General features: G+C 54.1%; 18 protein-coding genes and 1 pseudogene. 10 read left to right on the top strand and 9 right to left on the bottom strand.

The window, feature by feature from the left end; genetic code table 11:
* Positions 1–18 precede the first annotated feature (18 nt).
* Together AADB16_RS06095 and AADB16_RS06090 are read right to left on the bottom strand one after the other, a co-directional pair.
* On the bottom strand, positions 19–801 hold the full coding sequence (locus AADB16_RS06095; RefSeq protein WP_309043640.1) for an enoyl-CoA hydratase-related protein: 783 nt from the start codon (positions 799–801) through the stop codon (positions 19–21).
* The gene (locus tag AADB16_RS06090; protein ID WP_410802025.1) at positions 798–2900 is read right to left on the bottom strand and encodes an acetate--CoA ligase family protein; all 2103 of its coding nucleotides are present in this window, start codon (positions 2898–2900) and stop codon (positions 798–800) included. The genes AADB16_RS06095 and AADB16_RS06090 overlap by 4 nt, the downstream gene beginning before the upstream one ends.
* 332 nt (positions 2901–3232) lie before the next feature.
* Between AADB16_RS06090 and AADB16_RS06085 the strand changes: the two are divergent.
* A pseudogene (locus AADB16_RS06085) lies at positions 3233–3424 on the top strand (hypothetical protein); the annotation flags it as partial.
* Here the strand turns inward: AADB16_RS06085 and AADB16_RS06080 are convergent.
* Together AADB16_RS06080 and AADB16_RS06075 are read right to left on the bottom strand one after the other, a co-directional pair.
* Complete coding sequence (locus AADB16_RS06080) at positions 3404–3694, bottom strand: type VI secretion system PAAR protein (protein WP_410802023.1); 291 nt, start codon at positions 3692–3694, stop codon at positions 3404–3406. The pseudogene AADB16_RS06085 and the gene AADB16_RS06080 overlap by 21 nt on opposite strands.
* A 38-nt stretch (positions 3695–3732) precedes the next feature.
* A complete protein-coding gene (locus AADB16_RS06075) occupies positions 3733–4221 on the bottom strand; it encodes a DUF2505 domain-containing protein (RefSeq protein WP_410802021.1) in 489 nt (162 codons plus the stop codon).
* A gap of 181 nt (positions 4222–4402) precedes the next feature.
* Between AADB16_RS06075 and AADB16_RS06070 the strand changes: the two genes are divergently transcribed.
* The 4 genes from AADB16_RS06070 to AADB16_RS06055 all read left to right on the top strand — a co-directional run bounded on the left by AADB16_RS06070 (position 4403) and on the right by AADB16_RS06055 (position 8986).
* The gene (locus AADB16_RS06070; RefSeq protein ID WP_410802019.1) at positions 4403–5752 is read left to right on the top strand and encodes an adenosylmethionine--8-amino-7-oxononanoate transaminase; all 1350 of its coding nucleotides are present in this window, start codon (positions 4403–4405) and stop codon (positions 5750–5752) included.
* Positions 5753–5767: 15 nt separating this feature from the next.
* The gene (locus tag AADB16_RS06065; RefSeq protein WP_410802018.1) at positions 5768–6502 is read left to right on the top strand and encodes a 16S rRNA (uracil(1498)-N(3))-methyltransferase; all 735 of its coding nucleotides are present in this window, start codon (positions 5768–5770) and stop codon (positions 6500–6502) included.
* Positions 6503–6607: 105 nt separating this feature from the next.
* The gene (locus AADB16_RS06060) at positions 6608–7837 is read left to right on the top strand and encodes a DUF445 domain-containing protein (RefSeq protein ID WP_298448948.1); all 1230 of its coding nucleotides are present in this window, start codon (positions 6608–6610) and stop codon (positions 7835–7837) included.
* 108 nt (positions 7838–7945) lie between these two features.
* Entirely contained in the window at positions 7946–8986 is a 1041-nt protein-coding gene (locus AADB16_RS06055; protein ID WP_410802017.1) for an HDOD domain-containing protein, read from the top strand.
* On the opposite strand, the gene AADB16_RS06050 is transcribed toward AADB16_RS06055, so the two are convergent.
* Positions 8964–10298 carry a YihY/virulence factor BrkB family protein gene (locus AADB16_RS06050; protein WP_410802015.1) on the bottom strand — a complete coding sequence of 445 codons (1335 nt, stop codon included), beginning with the start codon at positions 10296–10298 and terminating at the stop codon, positions 8964–8966. The two genes, AADB16_RS06055 and AADB16_RS06050, sit on opposite strands and share 23 nt — an antisense overlap.
* Before the next feature lie 197 nt (positions 10299–10495).
* Between AADB16_RS06050 and AADB16_RS06045 the strand changes: the two genes are divergently transcribed.
* The gene (locus AADB16_RS06045; protein WP_410802013.1) at positions 10496–11749 is read left to right on the top strand and encodes an OmpP1/FadL family transporter; all 1254 of its coding nucleotides are present in this window, start codon (positions 10496–10498) and stop codon (positions 11747–11749) included.
* Between the two features lie 31 nt (positions 11750–11780).
* On the opposite strand, the gene lpoB is transcribed toward AADB16_RS06045, so the two are convergent.
* From lpoB to AADB16_RS06025, 4 genes are all read right to left on the bottom strand, one after another.
* On the bottom strand, positions 11781–12383 hold the full coding sequence (gene lpoB, locus AADB16_RS06040) for a penicillin-binding protein activator LpoB (protein WP_200202804.1): 603 nt from the start codon (positions 12381–12383) through the stop codon (positions 11781–11783).
* A 12-nt stretch (positions 12384–12395) separates the two neighbouring features.
* Complete coding sequence (locus tag AADB16_RS06035) at positions 12396–12788, bottom strand: YcfL family protein (RefSeq protein ID WP_309043649.1); 393 nt, start codon at positions 12786–12788, stop codon at positions 12396–12398.
* Between the two features lie 52 nt (positions 12789–12840).
* Complete coding sequence (locus AADB16_RS06030) at positions 12841–14328, bottom strand: COG3014 family protein (protein WP_410802011.1); 1488 nt, start codon at positions 14326–14328, stop codon at positions 12841–12843.
* Between the two features lie 63 nt (positions 14329–14391).
* Positions 14392–15327, bottom strand: coding sequence for a D-2-hydroxyacid dehydrogenase (locus AADB16_RS06025; RefSeq protein ID WP_410802010.1), 936 nt, complete (start codon positions 15325–15327; stop codon positions 14392–14394).
* Between the two features lie 74 nt (positions 15328–15401).
* Between AADB16_RS06025 and tmpT the strand changes: the two genes are divergently transcribed.
* From tmpT to AADB16_RS06005, 4 genes are all read left to right on the top strand, one after another.
* The gene (tmpT, locus tag AADB16_RS06020) at positions 15402–16055 is read left to right on the top strand and encodes a thiopurine S-methyltransferase (RefSeq protein WP_410802008.1); all 654 of its coding nucleotides are present in this window, start codon (positions 15402–15404) and stop codon (positions 16053–16055) included.
* Positions 16056–16294: 239 nt separating this feature from the next.
* Positions 16295–18217 (top strand): PrkA family serine protein kinase, encoded by a 1923-nt coding sequence (locus AADB16_RS06015; protein ID WP_309043653.1) that lies wholly within the window; start codon positions 16295–16297, stop codon positions 18215–18217.
* 73 nt (positions 18218–18290) lie between these two features.
* Positions 18291–19577 carry a YeaH/YhbH family protein gene (locus AADB16_RS06010; RefSeq protein WP_410803597.1) on the top strand — a complete coding sequence of 429 codons (1287 nt, stop codon included), beginning with the start codon at positions 18291–18293 and terminating at the stop codon, positions 19575–19577.
* The gene (locus AADB16_RS06005) at positions 19574–21133 is read left to right on the top strand and encodes a SpoVR family protein (RefSeq protein WP_309043654.1); all 1560 of its coding nucleotides are present in this window, start codon (positions 19574–19576) and stop codon (positions 21131–21133) included. Before AADB16_RS06010 ends, AADB16_RS06005 begins: the two co-directional genes overlap by 4 nt.
* Positions 21134–21137 lie beyond the last annotated feature (4 nt).

The raw sequence follows: 21137 nt of genomic DNA, 5'->3' as shown, positions 1-21137 counted from the left end.
GAATTTTGAAATCGATATTTATTCGCCAACCCAGCGGGGCTCACGGCCCTCGCCAAATGCTTTGGCTCCTTCCATCGAGTCATCGCTTTCCAGCATGGTTTTGAACGCCGGCCAGGTGTCTGTGCGCAAGCGCTCATAACATTCCGCAAAAGTGCTGGTTTCGGTACTGTTGACCACCTCTTTGATCGCTGCCAGTGACAAGGGGGCAGCTTTCAACAAGCTCTCAGCCAGCGCCCGCGCTGCGCTCATCAACTCCGATCCCGGCACAACCTGATTCACCAAACCCCAGGCCGCCATTCGCTGGGCCGAAAACCGGCGCCCGGTCATCAGCACTTCCATCGCCCGTTGTCGGGTCAGTAGTTTGGGCAACATAAAGGTGCCAATATCCGGTGCAATGCCGATATGCACTTCCGGCAGCAAAAACTCGGCGTGCTCAGCCGCCACCACAAAATCAGCCCGCATCAGCATTTCAAATCCGGCGCCGACCGCCATACCATTCACCGCACAAATCACCGGCTTGTTGAGGTCTTTCATTTCGGGGAAACCGGCAAAGCCACCTTCACCAAAATCGCCTATGTACTCCTCGCCCTCGGCGACCGCATTCAGATCCCAGCCCGCAGAATAAAAGCGATCACCCGCACCGGTCATGATGGCAACCCGCAATTCCGGATCATCGCGAAATTCTGCAAAGACGCGTCCCAGCTCAAGGCTAAGGGGGATATCAATGGTGTTGGCTTTAGGGCGGCTAAGGGTAATCTCAAGCACAGCCCCACGACGTTCCAGCTCCAGAAATTCACTCATTGGACAGTCTCCTGAGTGTCAGAAAAATTCACGGGTTGAGTGGTTTGATGATGGCCGGGAACACACCGGATCAGGGCGTCCGCAGCGACCACTCCCTGCCCTTCCGGCAACACCATCAGTGGGTTAACGTCGAGTTCAATCAGTGAGTCCGCGTGGCGTTCGGCGTAGGCCGCAATCGCCATGACCGCATCGATCACAGCCTCCAGATCTGCCTCCGGCCGCCCGCGAAAACCGAACAGCAGGCTAGAGGTCTGCAGTGAGCGCAACGCCTTCTCCACCTCGGTGCGGTTGGTTGGCAACAGCAAGGGCTGACTGTCCTTGAGCAATTCCACCAGAATGCCACCAGCACCCACCACCAGATGCAGGCCGAACTGTTCATCGCGACTGACCCCTACAATCAGTTCGGCGACGCTGCCGGAAACCATGCTCTCTATCAAAACATTGCGACCCATCGCCAACATATGTGTCACTGCTGCTGTAACTTCGACAGGGCAAGCCAGGTTTAACCGGACACCACCAACATCAGTTTTGTGGGCGATACCTAAAGCTTTGACAGCCACCGGATAACCCAGTTCTTCGGCCGCAATGACACCCTCGGTCGCCGACGCCACCACTCGGAACCTCGGCACGCTCAAGCCATACGTCGATAACGCGTCTTTGGCACGTGCTTCGTCAATAACATGCTCACCCGCCATTTCAATGGAGGCACCTGGCAGAATTAACTGCGAGGGCTCCTTGCAGGCCCAGAGCTGGCCTATCCTGGCAGCCGCCTCAACGGCGGGGATTGCCGCCTGAATGCCATTCAGTGGCGCAATGCCGTGATCAAGCAACCGCAACGACAGCGTTTCTGGCAGGTTGTCAGAAAGCGTTGACATTACGGCGGCCGGATATCGCAGGCTTTTGGCTGCCTCGATGATGGCCGCCTCCGCACTTTCCCAATCAGAAGCGTCACAGCGATCTTCTCGAGGCAGATCCAGCATGCTGATCGCCAGATCGAAGCCTTCGTTCATAAACGCCTCGTAGGTGCGTCGCAAGCCTTCCCGATCACCCCAATCAAACAGTTGGTAATCCAACGGGTTAGCTACCACCATTCGCTCGTGCACAACCCGCTTTAAAGCCATAGCTCCGCTGTCTGACAGTGGCGGTAGCGTCAGCGATGTCTTGCTTATGGCATCAGCCAAAATAGACATATCGCCTCCAGACGTGCTCATCGCGCCGACTCGAACGCCGCTGAGGGGGCCGTGCACATGCAACAACTTCAAGGTTTCAACCAGAGTTTCCAGCGAGCTCACCCGAGCGACCCCGGAGCGTTCAAACAACACATCGATTAAGGAATCGGAACCACTCAAGGCTGCGGTATGAGACATCACCACCTGACTGGCAATTTCTGAATGGCCGGATTTCAGGGCAACAATAGGCTTGCCAAACTGGCGAGCAATCTCGGCGGCCTGCTGAAAGGCCCGTGGGTCGGATATTCCCTCGACATATAATCCAATCGCCGACACTTCATCCTGCTGGGCAAAGGTGGTAATTGCATCGTGAAGATCAAACTTGAGCCGGTTGCCCAGTGACACCAAGTAAGACACTGGCAAGCCGCGGCGCTGCATCGTGAGGTTAAAAGCGATATTGCTGGACATGGTGATAAAGGCAACGCCGCGGTCTACCCGACGGCCACCCTGCTGGTCCGGCCACATCATGGCGCCCTGAATGTAGTTCAGAAAGCCGTAGCAATTCGGGCCCAACAACGACATGCTGCCGGCGGCTCGCAACAGGCTCTGCTCAAGGGCTTTTCCAGCCTCACCGGCTTCAGAGAACCCCGTGGCATAACACACTGCTCCACCTGCGTCCCGAGCCGCCAGTTCAGCTACAATTTGGATACTCAAATCGCGGTTAACCGCAATATAGGCCGCATCAGGGCTACCGGGTAACTCGGCTACTGATCGATAAACTTTACGGCCGGAAATTTCATCATGCTTAGGGTGAACCGGCCAAATCTCTCCGGTGAAGCCAACCGCTTCGCATTGTTCAATCACTTTTTTTGCTTCACGACCGCCAAAAACAGCAATGGATTTAGGGTGCAGGAAACGTGTAGATAACATGGATAGAATCACTCCGGCTTTCGACTATTGTTTTTGCTTTAATTCGCCTTTTGCCGAAAAGTCGATGTGAATAAAGTTCCATACGAGCTGTTATCGGCATGTGCATCAGTGTCACTCACAAACCGACATGGCTAATTATCAAAAATCGACGGATAAGGGCGATAATGCGACATTTTTCCAGCTCCTGAACCAGATCTCTGTGTTATGCGCGATCACCTCCGACAATATCCGTCTGCGACTGAAGACTATTTATAAAGACGGCGAGCCTGAAGGAGCACCCGCTACCGACGATTTTCTAATCGTTCATCAGGAGGGAAAAGAAAATGAGGGTGATAGTCACCCACGAAATGGGCTTCGTTCGGGAAGTGGCCGACCGTGTGATCTACATTCACCAAGGCCAGATTGTGGAGGAAGGAAAGCCAGACGACGTGTTTGATAACCCCCAGAAACGAGGGCTTTATTGTGTACGTTACCGAAAAATCAACAAACACCCCGAATCTGTATTAGCTGCCAACAACTACTGACCCAGACCCAATCGTCACGCCACCACAAGTGATAGCCCCACCGGTTACAGCGGCAGGCATGCCATTGATCAGCACAGTGCCAGACCCAGCTGCAATAGCACGGGGGTGCGGGGGATGTTTCGGTTTGGAGTGTGGTGCCAGTGGATCGCCCACACGGGCTACTGGCTTGCCATCTATCAATACATCGGGGGAGCCGGCGAGTACCGGTGTGGGAGGGAAGCCCTGGTGGTCAGAGCCCAAGTCTCCGAGAAGCACTACTGGTTTGCTCATACCGCATCCTTTGCGTTGTTTTCATCCGTGATCGCGCATTATAGCAATTGTTGTATGGTTTCGTACTCACGCTCTATTTTGGCGTGTGAATCATCTCTCAGAAATGCTGCGATCTTTTTGCCCACCAGCGGCACATCACAGCGCACGCTCAGGGTAACGTGATTGGTGCAGGCTTCATCTGAGCCTTCCAGCCTCATCATGCCTTTGATTTTCGCCGGCACACCTTCAACGTGAACACGGAATTCGCAATGCCATTCGCTGTCGCTTTTGCGAAACCAGTGCTCTTCTTGCCTCACCTGATTCCACTCACGATGAAAGTGCGACAGAAAACCCGGCACTTCCTGAGAGGTTGTCACTTCCCGCTCAATCACCAACTTCGCCGTAGAATCGCCCTTTTCCAGCTCTGCAACACGCACGTTACGGGAGCCCAACAAGGCATTTCGTTCAAGGATATGATCCTCGCTGAAGAATGCCCCAAGCACGTGTTTAATGCCTGCCTGATAAGGATGGGTCAGTTGAACTTCCATATTGAACTCGCCTCTGTTTTATTTTTCAGGAATTGTCTTCCCAGAGCCTGGTGCGCGCATTGGCCTACCGATCGATACCCTTTGGCACGGTAGTCAGTAGTCGCCGTTAACTGTATTATCCACACTGGTTAACAGCCAACACATTACTTGTTCAGAACCATCGCCTTACCGGAGACTCTCTATGCGCAATGCCGATCTCATCGCCCGCGGCCTCAAATCTGTATGGCACCCCTGCACCCAGATGAAAGATCACGAAACCATCCCGCTGGTGCCTATCAAACGGGGCGAAGGTGTTTGGCTGGAGGACTTTGAAAACAATCGGTTTATCGATGCAGTCAGCTCTTGGTGGGTTAACCTGTTCGGACACTCCAACCCCAGAATTAACGCAGCCATCCAGAAGCAGATTGGCGAATTGGAGCACGTTATTCTTGCCGGATTCACCCACGAACCCGTAGTTAACCTTTCCGAACGGCTGATTGAGGTGACCCCTGAAGGCCTTAACAAATGCTTCTACGCTGACAACGGGTCATCGGCCATCGAAGCCGCGCTCAAGATGAGCTTCCACTACTGGAAGAACCAGGGCAAACCCAGCAAAAAGAACTTCGTTAACCTGAGCAACAGTTATCACGGTGAAACCCTGGGTGCTTTGGCGCTGGGGGATGTAGCTTTGTACAAGGACACCTACCAGCCACTACTGATGGAAGTGCTGACAGCGCCATCGCCCGATGCCTACAACAAGGAAGAAGGCGAAACAGACGAGGCCTATGCCCTGCGCCAGTTTGAGGCCATGGAAAAGCTACTGGAAGAAAAGCACGATGAAATCTGTGCAGTTGTGGTGGAGCCGCTGATTCAGTGCGCCGGTGGCATGCGCATGCACCACCCGATTTACCACACCAAGTTGCGGGAAGCCTGTGATCGCTATGGCGTGCATTTGATTGCGGATGAAATTGCCGTGGGCTTTGGCCGCACCGGCACCCTGTTTGCGTGCGAGCAATCCGGCATTACGCCAGACTTCATGTGTTTATCTAAAGGCCTTACCGCCGGCTACCTACCCCTCTCGGTTGTGCTGACAACGGACACCGTTTACAACGCTTTTTACGATGATTATGAAACCCTTAAAGCATTCCTGCACAGCCACAGCTACACCGGCAACCCCATTGGCTGTGCCGTGGCACTGGCCACACTCGACATCTTCCGGGATGATAACGTTATTGAAAACAACCGCAGACTCTCGACCTGCATGGCTGATTCCGTAGCTCACCTTGCCGATCACCCCAATGTGGGGGATATCCGCCAGCACGGAATGACCCTGGCGATAGAAATGGTGAAAGACAGGGCGTCGAAGACCCCCTTCCCCTGGCAGGAGCGCCGGGGTGTTCGGGTTTATCAGCACTCTCTCACGCGTCAGGCCTTGCTTCGTCCCCTGGGTAATGTGGTTTACTTCATGCCGCCTTACGTTATCACTGAAGATCAGATACGCCATCTGGCTCAGGTTGCGACCGAAGGCATCGATATCGCCGTTAGGGGCTGATTAAGGTACACACGAATGCGCATCCCCAGAATTTATACCGATTCGCTCTTGAGCGAAGCCTCTCACGCAGATCTGGATGAGAATGCGGCCCAGCATGTCGGCCGGGTGCTGCGCATGCAGCCCGGGCAGGCTTTGAGGCTCTTCAACGGGGATGGCCAGGATTACCCGGCAACCATCACGGAAGCCGGGAAGAAGCGTGTTGAAGTACTTGTAGCGGCACCCGAGCCCAACCATACCGAATCTCCCTTGCAGATCACCCTCGGACAAACGTTATCCAAGGGTGATCGCATGGATTATGCCATTCAGAAAGCGGTGGAAATGGGGGTTTCGCAAATCGTGCCGCTCACCACTGAGCGTTGTGAGGTAAAACTGAAAGGCGACCGGGAAGACAAACGTTTGCGGCAATGGCAGGCGATGGCCATAAGCGCTGCAGAACAATGCGGTCGTGCTCGCATCCCGGAAATCCTGCCAGTTATGACCGTAGCGCAATGGCTGGAACACAGCCGTACCTGCGACCTGCGGCTGGTTCTGCATCACCGCACGAAACAGTCGCTGGGCTCTGTGGCCAAGCCTGCCAGCGTAGCCCTGATGATCGGGCCCGAGGGCGGTCTCTCCGCCGATGAAATTGCCCAAGCGGAGAAAGAGGGATTTTTGCCTGTGGCTCTCGGCCCGAGAGTGCTTAGAACAGAAACAGCACCCGTTGCCGCCATGGCTTTGTGTCAGTGGCTATGGGGTGACATGGCAGGCTAGATCATTCCGCCATCCCGGGCGGGCTTTTAGGTCATTGACAGCCGCGCACCTTCCAAACATGCTTCAACCCGCAGACACAAACAAAAAAGCGAGTGCACCCTCCGGATGACAAGCCTGTTAAACAACCCTGAATTCTGGCAATACCTCAGTATTCCCGTTATTGCCGCCCTGATTGGCTGGATCACTAACTGGCTGGCCATCAAAATGACCTTCTTCCCCCTGGAGTTTATTGGCAAACCTCCGCTGCTGGGCTGGCAGGGCATTATTCCATCAAAAGCCGAGAAAATGGCCGCCATCGCCGTAGATGCCACCATTTCCAAAATCGGCACTGTGCGGGAAATTTTCGAGCAGATTGACCCAAAGGTACTCGCCGCTCACATTGTCCACTCGGTTGAGCCCCGCATCGAAGAATATGTGGATGAAATGATGCTGCGGGAGTACCCGACATTCTGGGAGAACCTACCCGCCTCTGCTCGAAAAATGGTCTACGACAGGGTACGCAGGTCAACACCGCAACTCGTGGACAACCTGGTCGACGATATTGCCAACAACATCGAAGATCTGCTCGATATCAAAACCATGACCATCGAAAAATTATCAGCCGACAAGCAGCTTCTGAACCGCATCTTCCTCGAGTGCGGCGATGCAGAGTTTCGTTTTATTGTGAACTCCGGCTTCTATTTCGGCTTCCTGTTCGGCCTTATTCAAATGGCTGTGTGGTATGCCTACCAAAGCTGGTGGGTACTGCCATTTTTCGGTTTGCTGGTGGGCTGGGCAACTAACTGGATTGCACTGAACGTTATCTTCCGGCCGCTCCATGCAAAAAAGATTGGCCCGTTCAATATTCAAGGTCTATTCCTCAAGCGCCAACCCGAAGTGGCTCAATCGTTCTGCCACATCATCACCCACGAAATCCTCACGGTTGGCAACATCATAGGCGCCATCATGGAAGGCCCAAAGGGCGATCGCGCACGCAACATGGTGAAGAAACACATCAAGCCACTGGTGGATGAAACCGCGGGTATGGGCAAAGCGCTAACCCAAATGGCATTCGGCCCAACCGGCTTTGCCACCTTGAAAAACCAGGTGGGCGAAAAGGCCATCGAGATATCAAAAACATCCTTTAACAACCCGATGTTTCAAACTGACCGAGCCCGGGCGGTCGAAGCCATTATGGTGGAGCGAATGATTGCCCTGTCATCGGAAGAGTTTCAGGATTTGCTCCGCCCGTGCTTCCAGGAAGACGAAATCAAGCTGATTCTTGTGGGCGCATTTCTTGGTTTTTCGGCAGGTGTCTGCCAGCTCATTTTTGTATTCGGTGGAGCAGTGATCTAAATAGTTTACTGGCAGCAACGGTTTGGCCTGTGCAATGCAACAATGGCCCCCTATACTGCAAGTTGCAGGCACGTACAGTTTCACGACTGATTCAATCGGAGGCATTGGATGCCAGGTTTCTTTTCCTGGATAGCAGGATTTTTTAAAACCGAACAACCGCCATCTCCTCCGGCTCCTGAGGCGCGGCTGTTCAATCCTGCAAAAACTGCTGAGCCCACCGAATCAGTCCAGACCGCACAAAGCCTGACGATGCAACTTGAAGAAAACCTCTTCTGCTGGCTACTCGATACCGGCCCCTCCAAGCTGCGCGATGAACAATCGTTATCCGAACGCGCTCTTCAAGAGCTCGAATACCGCCTCTCGAACAGAAAAATGAAAGAGCTGCCACGGCAGCCCATGACGCTCCCCATGCTTATGAGAGCGCTTTCGGACGAGTCCGGCGACCGGCAGAAGCTGAGTCAGATTATTCTGGGTGACCCCGCTCTCACCGATCAAATACTGCAGATTGCCAACAGCCCTTATTTCCGCACCGGCGATCACACCATTGAATCCGTCGACCAAGCTGTGTTCATCCTTGGTATTGATGGTATACGGAACGTGATTTCAGCGGCCGTTATGCGCCCCATGATGGCAGCCCGAAATAGCCGGGAAGCACTGTTTGCCCAGCGTGCCTGGCAATGGGGCCTTACTTGCGCTCGAGCAGCAGAGTTTATAGCAAAACTTCGTGGGGAGGATGCAAGCACATGCTTCACCGTTGGTCTGCTACCGGCACTATCCTATATTACCCTTCGCAGGGAGCTGCAGCATATCTGTAAGGCTCAGCCTGGCGCCGGGGAACCGGATTTGGTGTTGATTCGCACAGCGCTCGCACGCTACCAGTGGGTAGCGTCTCAGGTGATTGCAAGTGAGTGGGGGCTTCCACCCAAATACCACGCGTACCTTTTGTCTGCAGAACGCCCAGCGCCCGCTCGGGACGGAGCAACACTGGTGGATGGTATGGTGCTAGGCAGCCGTGAAGTATTGCGCCACGCCCACCAACGCAACCTGCCTGAAGAAGACCTGGAGAAAATCATAAGTCTTAACTCTGAACAGACAGGCCGCGTGCGGGCAGCCTTGAAAGCCGCGCTCAGCGAAGGCGCTCGGGGCTAACCTCTGCGGCAATGCCATTTTTGAGCAAGGCAGCAAACGTGGTGGATTCATTCTCCCGCTCGCCTTTGAGCAATTCAGGGGGAAACACCGGAGGCAGCCGATCAACTACGCGATCCTCGTCATGGCGCACGGCTTTCAGCACATCCCCCACCGTAATAAGGTCCAACGCCCGCCCTGGTACCAACTGATCACCTTGGCGTCCGGCAAGCGTGAGCATGCCGGCACGAATCAGCTTGTCACTTACGCCTCGCGTAACCTCTCCCGGTACTCGTAAGGATTGCTCCAGAACCTCCTGCTGCGGTGCTTTTCCGCCCTCACTGAACGGGCGAGCCACCAGCCACATCATCGCCAAGGCAACCTTTTCCTGAAGCTCCGGAGACAGTTGAACATGACTGCGCTTGGCAACCGAACCCGGGTTTTGCAAGTAGAACGCCAGGCTGGCGCCCAAAAGCAGAATCATCCAGTTCAGATATATCCAGGTCAGCATGATAATGCCGATCGCAAAGCTGGAGTATATCGCCGCGTACTTGGCAGAACCTGCGACAAACGACGCAAACAACATTCCGCCAGCTTGCCAGGAAACCCCGGCCACCAGGCCACCAATAAACGCATACCGCAGCTTTACGCGGGTATTGGGCATAAACACATATACAAAAGTGAAGGCACCCACCACCAGAAAGAACGGCGTAAAGCGACTAAGCACAAGAATCAGTGAGCCAAACGGCTCAATGGCAATTAGGGTTTGAACAAACGATGAAGAGAAAATCGTCGCGCTTACGCCAATAGCCGACACCATCAAAAGTGGCCCGACCATGATAACGCTCAGGTAGTTACTGAAACGCTGAGCCACCGAGCGCATTTCTGGCACCCGCCAGATCATATTGAACGATCGCTCTATTTTCTGCACCAGCGACACCACGGTGTATACGAGCAGAGCCAGGCCCACAGAACCCAGAACCCCCACCTTCATGTTGTCGACGAAGCCGAGTATACGCTCCGCCATCTCAACGCCTTCAGGCCCCATGGGCTGGAAGAACTGAAACAGGAAAGGTTCCATACGCTGATGCACACCCAACGCTTTCAGCACTGAAAAACTCAAAGCCAGCAGCGGCACAATACTCAACAGCGTGGTGTATACCAGGCTCATGGCATGCAAAGTTAACTGGCCGCTGACAACATCACGTATGAGCGCATAAATGGAACGCCCGGCCTTATATAACAGGGTCCAAGGCCAGGTTTGCGGCGGATTCGGGTTTGCAAGAATCCATGTCTCTGCTGCCTGGAGTCGTTCTTTGAACTGGATGGAAGCCACTTTAGATCCTGTTGTTCCTGTTTTGTTCAGATTATCAGCTAGATATCCGATGTCGCTCAAGTATGACTGATTAACAGCTTTTTGCGAGGCGCTCAACTCGATATAACCATATCGATATTTTTCACTTTCCCTTATAACAATATTTCTGTAAAAAGACGCCTACCAACGATATGTCGCTTAACCAACCGGGCCATCACATGCGCATTAAAACTGCTTTAGGAGCTCTCGCTCTCGCAACCCTCCCAACCACCGTTCTGGCAACAAACGGCTATTTCAGCCACGGCTACGGCACCATCAGCGCTGGTATGGCAGGCGCAGGTTCTGCGTTATCACAAGACAGCATGGCGGCAGCTACTAACCCGGCGGGGGTGGCATTTGTCGGCAGCCGGACAGACGGCGGGCTGGAAATTTTCTCTCCTCGCCGCCGCTACACCGTGGAAGGTGGAGGCCCCAGCACACCGGGGACCTTCTATCTGGCGCCTGGCACTGTATCCAGTGAGAACAAAGCCTTTTTCATTCCTCACTTTGGCTATAACCGTGATCTGGACAACGGCCACAGCCTGGGCCTGTCTATATTTGCCAATGGCGGCATGAACACCGAGTACAGCGGTGACAATGGCGGCACCTATGGAGGGGGTAAAACCGGGGTTAATCTGGAGCAGGTTTTCATTGCGCCCACCTGGTCCTGGGAGATCTCTGAAGGGCAAGCTTTGGGCATTTCGCCTCTGATCGCCTACCAGCGCTTCAAGGCCGAAGGTTTGCGCAATTTTTCTGGCTTCTCCTCCAACTCGAACGCATTAACCAACAACGGCACCGATGATGCCTGGGGCTATGGCCTTCAGATTGGCTGGCAAGGGCAAGTAACAGAAACTCTTCGCGCTGGGGCTAGCTGGCGCACGATTATCGAAATGGAAGAGTTCAGCAAATACGAAGGTCTGTTTGCCGAGCAAGGTGGTTTCGATATTCCACAAATGTTCAATGCAGGCGTTGCCTGGTCTGGCATTCAAAACCATTGGCTTCTGCTGGATGTTCAGCACATCCGTTACAGCGACATCAACAGCGTCGGCAACCCGATGATGCCTAATCTGATGCAAGCTCAACTGGGCGACGATCAGGGTGCCGGCTTTGGCTGGGACGACATGACCATCGTCAAACTGGGTTGGCAGTGGCAGCAAGACGAAGCTCAAACCTGGCGCGCCGGTGTCAGCTACGGCAAACAGCCGATTCCCGATGAGGAAGTATTGTTTAATATCCTTGCACCGGGCGTTCAGGAGTGGCACTTCACCGGCGGCTTCACCCATCACGTCAGCGAAAGCCTGGAAGTGTCCGGCATGGCATTTTACTCACCGCGTAAAAACGTCCGGGGCGACAACCCCATGGGCCCCAGCCAGGAAATTGAACTGGGTATGACCCAGATCGGTACCTCTTTGAGCGTTGGCTACCAGTTCTGAGCTTAAAGCAGGCGGGCACCCCTGCCTGCTTTTACCAGGTAACCGACTTGTCAGACCCCCGTTTGATGATGGGGGTTTCACCCTCCCAAATGGCCAGACCAGACGCCAATTCTGTCAAAGACAGCTGGATGTAATACTCAACCTGCTGCTCTTTTCCTACCTTGTGGTTACGCTGGAGAATCTTGCCGGAAAGGCTCAGGTCGGGCGCCTGGAGCGTGCCTTTGCGCTGCACGCCAGATTGATCAAACTCCTCGGAATCTCGCAGCTCTCGCGCCTTCATATTCATTTCATCTTCAGCACCGTTGAGACCAACAGCGGTGGTAGTCACAACCTTGCCTGAGCGCAGCAGTGATACGCGGATTTTCTTGGTGAGCTGGTCGGTATCAATGCGCTGCATGGTGTCGTTGGTTATGCGGCTTACCACCATGATGTAACGGCTGCCGTCCGGGTTGTTCACGGCACCGCTGGAAAGCATATCTTCTACTGCGTCGGTTGCCGCTTTTTCAAAGTCCCGGTAATCCATGGTCATTGCTACAGGGCCATCGTCTGCAGCCGGATCAATATAACGAGTGGGCGCGGCACAGCCGGCCAAAACGGCAATACCTACAGAGATGGCAAGGGCACGTATCAACATTGGTTTTTCCTTTTATTTGGGTTCGCGAAGATGTAACTGGAAGCTGGTAGCTCGTGAATGCGGAGCGGTCGCTTTGAAATATCGAGTCTGACCGGTTAGCAATGTCGCTTGGCGGTAGCTCTCGCCGACACCCTTCACCACCATACCGATGTCATCAAACCAGGTAACCTTCCACCCCAGCTCAGTGTCTGATCTCGCTTCTACTGCGAACTGCACTTGCAGAAGGCTGCCGCCATCGGGCAGTGTCAGCCTCGATTTAAAGAGCTCTGTTACATCTGCGGTGTAGACCACTTCGGGATCGACCCTCAGTTCTTGTCGGTCGATCATTGTACTGTTGGTTTCTGGTTGAGTGGCACAGCCCGCCAAACCAAGAACCAGCATGCTGGCGAAGACTAACGATTTCATAACGAACATCCTGCTTTTCTGGTGTATTGAACTACTTGATCCGGGAAACCCGTTAAGGTTCATGCTCCTTGGGAAAGCGTGCAAACGTCGCATTCGTTTTACCCTGCAAATCCATGATTATGACCGTTGCCGGCGCCTGTATGGTCGGTTGTTTAACATATACCAAGGTAAAGGGCTGCTGTGGAACTTCCAGGTTGCCCAATACTTTTCCCCGATGACCCAGCAGTGTCAGGCGCCCATCGTCCGGGCGGTCAATGCGAGCGGCCTGCCAATGGTTGGGCAATGCCTGCCAACTGCGCAAGTCGGCCTGGGTTGTTGCGATAGTTAATACAGTCGCGAAAAGCTGCCCTATTGGGCCGAACTGGTCTGCAGCTTCCTTTTGCAGAACCGCCTTGCCAATCGCCGATGTAACGGCCCGGGCCAACACACCCGGAAAGCGCTCTTTCATTTCGGTACGAAACACCTTGCCCATATCCGAAATTCGTTCTGTTTGTATCACCTGGCCAGCTGCGTCTGATACACCAATACTTCCAGGTATAGCAGAGCGCTCAGCGTATTCTGGTAGCGCGATACCAAAATAGGCCGGCACTTGCTGATTGCCGTGAAGCAGCAGCAGAGGTACATCCAGGCGCGCTTCCCGAAGAACCGGGCCGAGCCCGTTTTCATACACAACCCATACCTGGGAAGGCAGGGCTGCGAGGCTCTGGGCGCCTGAGGCAAAGCCCGTGGCCAAATCTGCATCGGCTTGCAGCATCACGCTTTGTGGACTCATTTCTGCCACCCGTTTGAGTGAGGTGGCAGCACGTTCGTAATCAGCTCCGCCTTCGGCATTCGCCAGGAAATAGATGCCATGGAGCCAGGTGCTTGCAGGCACAATAAACTCGGGAAAAACCGACCAGGTCGAGGATGATCCGTAGCGATTATGGACCGCCGACTGAAAACTTTTACTGTTGAGGCTGCTTTGAACCATAGAGGCTTTTTCGTTCCCGCTCCGGGCCTCATTTTTCAGCACTGCTTGCTGCTCCGCGATTTCTTTGCGAAAAAAGTCGACGGCGCGGCGGGTACGATCATTGGCTCTATTAAATTCCACTCTGGCGTAGTCACTATTGCCCTCAGCCAGAAACGCCAGTGCTTTATAGGTGTTGACCAGAACCGCCTCAGACATCAGCGCCTTGTAGTCGCGCTCGGAGTCGTTAACCATCACCGCCATCAACCCTTCCACGGTGTTTTCAAGCAGCCCCGCCGTGTCGAGGTTTTTCATTCCCTCTTCAGCCAGATCATAAGCCGCTATAGATTCACTGTTGCGATCGGTCAGGCGGTACATTTCACCCTGATGCAGCAATTCGAGCAGGTGTGCCTCGGCATCCACAGGCTTGTTTTTGGACTCGTTGAAGCTCACAGCCTTCAGTGCGGAGCTGTAGTCTCCAGTAGCATAGGCTGAGTTGAATAAGGCCAACTGGTCACGATGCTGAGCTGTCGAACATCCTGAAAGGACGGCCGCCGCAATGACTGCAAAAACCACGTGCCAAGGTTTTATCAAACCGTCATACCTTGCAAACCATAACCCCCTGTCACCCTCTATCGCCCCCTGCCCGCTGATCCATCAAGAAGCCGATGCAAGATTATGCGCGGTAATCTCTACAATCCGCTGCCGCGCTTCGCGGCTGGCCCATGCCGAGTGCGGGGTAACAATCAGATTCGGAATTCCATCAATGAGTAGCGGGTTGCCATTTCGCGGCGGCTCTTCCGTCAACACATCGAATCCGGCGCCTCCGATTACCCCGTTGCGAAGCGCATCAGCAAGCGCCTGTTCATCTACCAGACCACCGCGGCTTGTGTTAATCAGCAAGGCATCCGGCTTCATCAGCTGTAACTCTCGGGCACCAATCAAATGTCGGGTTTCCTCCGTGAGCAGGCAATGCAACGAGAGCACGTCTGCCTGTGGCAGCAACTCATCAAGCGGTATCCGCGAGTAGCCGTCAACCTCCCCCGCCGCCTGCCCGGGGCGAGCACCGAGCAGTATCTTCATGCCAAAGGCTTTGGCCCGCTCAGCAACCCCCTGCCCCAGGTCGCCATAGCCGATGATACCCAGAGTTCGGCCTTCCAGCTCCAGGATCGGGTGGTTCATCAGGCAAAACATGTCGCTTTTTCCCCAGCGCCCTGCCCTCACATCGCGGTCATAATCCAACAGGCGAGTTGCCAGTGCCAGCATCAGTGCCATGGTGTGCTGGGCCACCGTTGAACGCCCGTAATTCGTAACATTAAGCACTCGAATGCCGTAATCTTTGGCCGCCTTCAGATCCACGTTGTTCAGTCCGGTGGCGACAACAGCTATGGTTTTCAGCTCCGGGCATTGTTCGATATGCTCCCGGGCAAGCACCACCTTGTTCACCAACACCGTATCAAAGCCCCGAATTCGCTCAAGCACGTCACCGGGTGATGTTGCGGCATGCTTCACCATGCCGCCGGTAACCCGCTCAATGGGGGTCAAATCGACATCGTTGCCAAGGGTTGTGACATCAAGAAACACGGCTTTCATAGGTTTGTCCTTCGTCAATATCCGCAAAGATTAGGGTAGACTGAATCAAACGTCCAAGTAAGGGAGCGACAACCATGGAACATGACTTTTGGCACGAACGCTGGAGCAAAAAAGAAATCGGTTTCCACGAAGGCTCCGTGAACAAATACCTGTACGACCACTGGCCCGAACTCTCTGGCGGCGGCACCGAAGGTGTTTTGGTGCCTTTGTGCGGCAAAGCCCACGATATGTGGTGGCTGCATGATCGCGGGCACCCGGTCATCGGCGTAGAGCTGAGCGAAATCGCCTGCAAGGATTTCTTTGCCGAGGCTGGCGAGAAGGCCATGGTGCACCCAAGCGAGCCATTTACCACCTTCGCGCACGACAGCCTGCAACTCTGGTGTGGTGATTTCTTTCAACTGGTGCCAGCTGACCTGCAACACATCCGCTTGGTATATGACCGCGCGGCCTTGATCGCGTTACCCCCCTCAATGCGCAAGGCCTATGTAGACCATCTTACGGCCATCATCCCCGATAACACTCGTATTCTACTCATTACTTTGGATTACAACGCAAACATCACCGGGCCGCCATTCAACGTGAGCGATGATGAAGTTCACGAGCTCTACCGCGCCGACTATGACATCAAGCGTGTTCTTACCAACACCCTTGCCAGCGACAATCCGTTCACCAAACGTAAAGGCCTTGCCAGTGCTACGGAGAGTGTTTTCCAGCTTACCAAACGGTGAGGCTGGAGCCTCGGCAATAACATAATTTAATGAACCTTAACCATTTACTGCCTGTCCAACTTGATGACCGTGAACTAAGCTCAGGTTGAGCAGGCCGAAACCCGACACAGATCGCGGCCGGCCGTAAATGTTGATTCCATCCACCCATAACCAAAACGAATCGCCTGCATGGCGACCGTAACTCCAACGGGGATATTGCGTGTATTAAAAGCTGAAAAACAGCGAGCGAGGGGCTACCCATGAGCATACTGCAGCAGTTTAAAAACCGGTATGAGAGCACCCAGGAAGAAGAATACAGCCTCGAGGAATATCTCGAGATCTGCAAGAAGGATCCAACGGCCTACGCCACGGCCGCAGAACGATTACTGATCGCCATCGGCGAACCCGAATTTGTCGATACCTCCCGCGACGCCCGCCTGTCGCGCATTTTTTCCAACAAAATCATCAAGCGATATCCGGAGTTTTCCGAGTTCTATGGCATGGAAGAAGCTGTAGAAAACATAGTGTCTTTTTATCGGCACGCAGCTCAGGGTCTGGAAGAAAAGAAACAGATCCTTTACCTGCTGGGGCCGGTTGGCGGCGGTAAATCCTCATTGGCGGAAAAACTCAAATACCTGATGCAGAAGGTGCCCTTCTACGCCATCAAGGGTTCCCCGCTTAACGAATCGCCCCTTGGGCTTTTTGACCCGGCAGAAGACGCTGCCATTCTGGAAGAAGAATACGGAATCCCCGCGCGCTACGTGAAGAACATTATGTCGCCCTGGGCCGTCAAGCGCCTGCACGAGTTTGGTGGCGACATTGGCCAATTCCGCGTTGTGAAAAAGTACCCCTCTGTTCTTGACCAGATCGGCGTATCGAAGACAGAACCGGGGGATGACAACAACCAGGACATTTCAGCCTTGGTGGGCAAGGTGAACATCCGCATGCTGGAGGACTACTCCCAGGATGATCCGGATGCCTACAGCTTCAGTGGTGGTCTGTGTAAGGCCAATCAGGGGCTAATGGAATTTGTGGAGATGTTCAAAGCGCCCATCAAAGTGCTGCACCCATTGTTAACCGCAACCCAAGAGGGCAATTACAACACCACCGAGGGCATGGGTTCGGTGCCATTCGATGGTGTAATTCTGGCGCACTCCAACGAGTCGGAATGGCAAACTTTCCGCAACAACAAGCACAACGAAGCATTTCTTGATCGGGTGTATATCGTCAAGGTGCCCTACTGCGTGCGAGTTACAGAAGAGATCGAGATCTATAAAAAACTGCTGAAAAACAGCTCTCTTGCGGGCTCTCCCTGCGCTCCGGACACCCTGGATATGCTGGCTCAGTTTTCGGTGCTTTCACGGATCAAGGATCCGGAAAACTCCAGCATTTTCTCGAAAATGCGGGTTTATGATGGACAGAACATCAAGGACACAGACCCCAAAGCCAAATCCATTCAGGAATACCGGGATGCAGCAGGCGTTAACGAAGGTATGGACGGCCTTTCGACTCGCTTCGCATTCAAAATTCTCTCCAAGGTGTTCAACTTCGACACCACCGAAGTGGCCGCCAACCCGGTCCATCTGTTGTATGTGATCGAGAAGCAAATAGAACAGGAGCAGTTTGCGCCAGAAATTCAGGAGCGTTACCTGCGCTTCATTAAGGAATTCCTGGCCCCACACTACGTTCAGTTTATCGGCAAGGAGATCCAGACAGCCTATCTGGAAAGCTACAGCGAATACGGGCAGAACCTGTTCGACCGCTATGTGACCTATGCCGACCTGTGGATTCAGGATCAGGAATTCCGGGACCCGGAAACTGGCGAGATTCTCGATCGCTCCTCTATTAATGAGGAACTGGAGAAAATCGAAAAGCCCGCAGGCATCAGCAACCCCAAGGACTTCCGCAACGAGGTGGTCAACTTTGTGCTGCGGGCACGAGCCAATAATCAAGGGCAAAACCCTTCCTGGCTCAGCTATGAAAAACTGCGCAGCGTGATCGAGAAAAAGATGTTCTCCAACACCGAAGATCTGTTGCCAGTTATTTCATTCAACCCCAAAGCCAGCCAGGAGGATCAGAGTAAGCACAAACAGTTTGTCGAACGCATGGTCGACCGGGGTTACACGGAGAAGCAGGTACGCCTGCTGGCAGAGTGGTATCTGCGAGTTCGCAAGTCCCACTAGCAGGGCGGCATGGCTGGAAATTCCAGCCGGCAGCTATAGCCCCGAACGTGTAAGTGGAGTGTGAATTATGGGTATGACCCACATTGTCGACAGACGACTGAACGGCAAAAACAAGAGTGCGGTGAACCGTGAGCGGTTTTTGCGCCGCTACCGGCATCACATCAAGAAGGCCGTTGCTGAAGCGGTTCACCGGCGCTCGATAACCGACATAGAACGGGGGGAGAATGTCAGTATTCCCAAGCGGGATATTGATGAACCCGTTTTCCATCACGGCCAGGGCGGTCATCGCGAGATGGTCCATCCGGGCAACCGGGACTTTGTAACGGGGGACCGGCTACCCAAGCCAGAGGGCGGCGGCCAAGGTCAGGGGCAAGGCAATGCCAGCCCCGATGGCGAAGGCATGGATGAATTTGCCTTCCAGATTACCCAGGACGAGTTCCTTAACTTCCTGTTCGATGACCTCGAACTCCCGAACCTTGTCCGAAAGCAACTCAAGGATACCGAGTCCTTCAACTATGTGCGCTCCGGGTTCAGCACCCAGGGCGTACCCGCCAAGCTCGACGTTATCCGGTCGCTGTGTGGCGCCCATGCTCGCCGGTTGGGACTGGGTGGTGCTCGCAGGAAAAAAATCCGTGAACTTGAAGCTCAGCTTGCGGATCTCAAAAGCGCGCCTGCCGATCTGGACGCTGCCTTTAGCCACGACGATCAAATCCGGGTACTTGAGGACGAAATTGCCCGCCTGAAAGCCAATGTAAAACGCATCCCCTTCATTGATGAAATCGACCTGCGCTACCGTCAGCACCTGAAGCAGCATAAGCCAGCCACCAGCGCCGTCATGTTTTGCCTGATGGATGTGTCCGGCTCGATGACCCAGATGCACAAGGACACCGCCAAGCGGTTTTTCATCCTGCTGTATCTGTTCCTGAAGAAGAATTACAAGAAAATCGATGTGGTATTTATCCGCCACCACACCAGCGCCAAGGAAGTGGATGAAGAGGAGTTTTTCTATTCCCGGGAAACCGGTGGCACCATTGTTTCAAGCGCCCTGAAACTGATGCACAAGATCATCGACTCCCGCTATTCCCCTGCTGAGTGGAACATCTACGCAGCTCAGGCCTCCGACGGGGACAACTGGAACGACGACTCGCCCATCTGCGGCAAGCTTTTAACCGAGCGCATTCTTCCCTTGGTGCAGTACTTCGCCTATGTTGAGATTACGCCTCAGGATCACCAGATGCTCTGGCACGAATACGAACAGGTACAGGCGCAATTCCCCGGAAGCTTTGCCCAGCAGCAAATTGCTGACCCGAGCGAGATTTACCCGGTGTTCCGCCGGCTCTTTGAGAGGAAAGCGGCATGAGCGACGCAATCGACCGCCCCAATGCACCGGATGTTGAGAGCCCTGCAATTCGCAAACCGGTTTCCACCAGTTCGGAATGGACCTTCGAGCTGATCCGGCAATACGATGAAGAAATTGCCAAGTGCGCTGCCGAGTTCGGTTTAGACACCTACCCAAATCAGGTTGAGGTGATCAGTGCCGAACAGATGATGGATGCCTACAGCTCTGTTGGTATGCCCGTTGGCTACAACCATTGGTCCTTCGGCAAGCAGTTTCTCAGCACCTCCAAAGGCTACCAGCGCGGCCAAATGGGCCTGGCCTATGAAATAGTCATCAACTCCAACCCTTGCATTGCTTACCTGATGGAAGAAAACACCCTGCCCATGCAGGCGCTGGTGATTGCCCATGCCTGCTACGGCCACAACTCTTTCTTTAAGGGCAACTACCTGTTCCGAACCTGGACAGACGCCAGCGCCATTATTGATTACCTCGTGTTTGCCCGGAATTATGTGTCCGAATGCGAAGAACGCCACGGTGTCGATGCGGTTGAGCAAATACTGGACTCCTGCCATGCGCTGATGAATCATGGCGTTGACCGTTACAAACGGCCTTCGCCAATTTCTGCTGCAAAGGAAGCCTTGCGCCAAGAGGAGCGGGAGGAATACCTGCAGCGCCGAGTGAACGATCTTTGGCGCACCATCCCGAAATTGGACGAAGATGAAGACCCGGTAAAACGCAAAAAGCGCTATCCGGAAGAACCCCAGGAGAACCTGCTGTACTTCATCGAAAAGAATGCGCCACTACTGGAAACCTGGCAACGGGAAATCATCCGGATTGTGCGCAAACTGGCGCAGTACTTTTATCCGCAACGCCAGACTCAGGTGATGAACGAAGGCTGGGCCACCTTCTGGCACTACACTCTGTTAAACAGGATGTACGAGAAAGGCCTGGTGACAGATGGCTTCATGCTGGAGTTCCTGCAGAGCCACACAGCGGTGGTGTACCAGCCGCCGTTCAACAGCCCCTGGTATTCCGGCATCAACCCTTACACGCTTGGCTTTTCCATCTTCATCGACCTGCGCCGAATCTGTGAAGCGCCCACCGATGAAGACCGGGAGTGGTTCCCGGATATCGCCGGCACTGATTGGGTAAAAACCCTGCACTTTGCCATGGCCAACTTCAAGGATGAGAGTTTTATACAGCAGTTCCTGTCGCCCAAAGTGATGCGGGATCTGAAGCTGTTTGCCATTGAAGATGATGACATGGAAGACAGCTATACAGTAACGGCCATTCACGACGAGCCGGGCTACCGCGAGCTGCGGGAGAAACTGGCGCGCCAATACAACCTTAGTTATCGCGAACCCAACATTCAGGTATGGAACGTGGATTTACGCGGCGACCGCTCGTTGATGCTCCGGCATGTGCCGGTCGACAGAGTGCCTTTGGGCGAAGATACAGAAGAAGTACTGCGCCACGCGCACAGGCTCTGGGGCTTTGATGTGCATCTTGAAAGTGTCGACGAGGGTACGGTAGTCGAAGAGTATCATTGCCCGCACCCGCCGCCATTAACGCCCTGACTGC

The sequence above is a fragment of the Marinobacter sp. KMM 10035 genome (assembly GCF_046537445.1).
In the GTDB taxonomy this organism is placed as follows: Bacteria; Pseudomonadota; Gammaproteobacteria; order Pseudomonadales; family Oleiphilaceae; genus Marinobacter; species Marinobacter sediminicola.
This window is presented reverse-complemented; position numbering and strand designations above follow the sequence as displayed.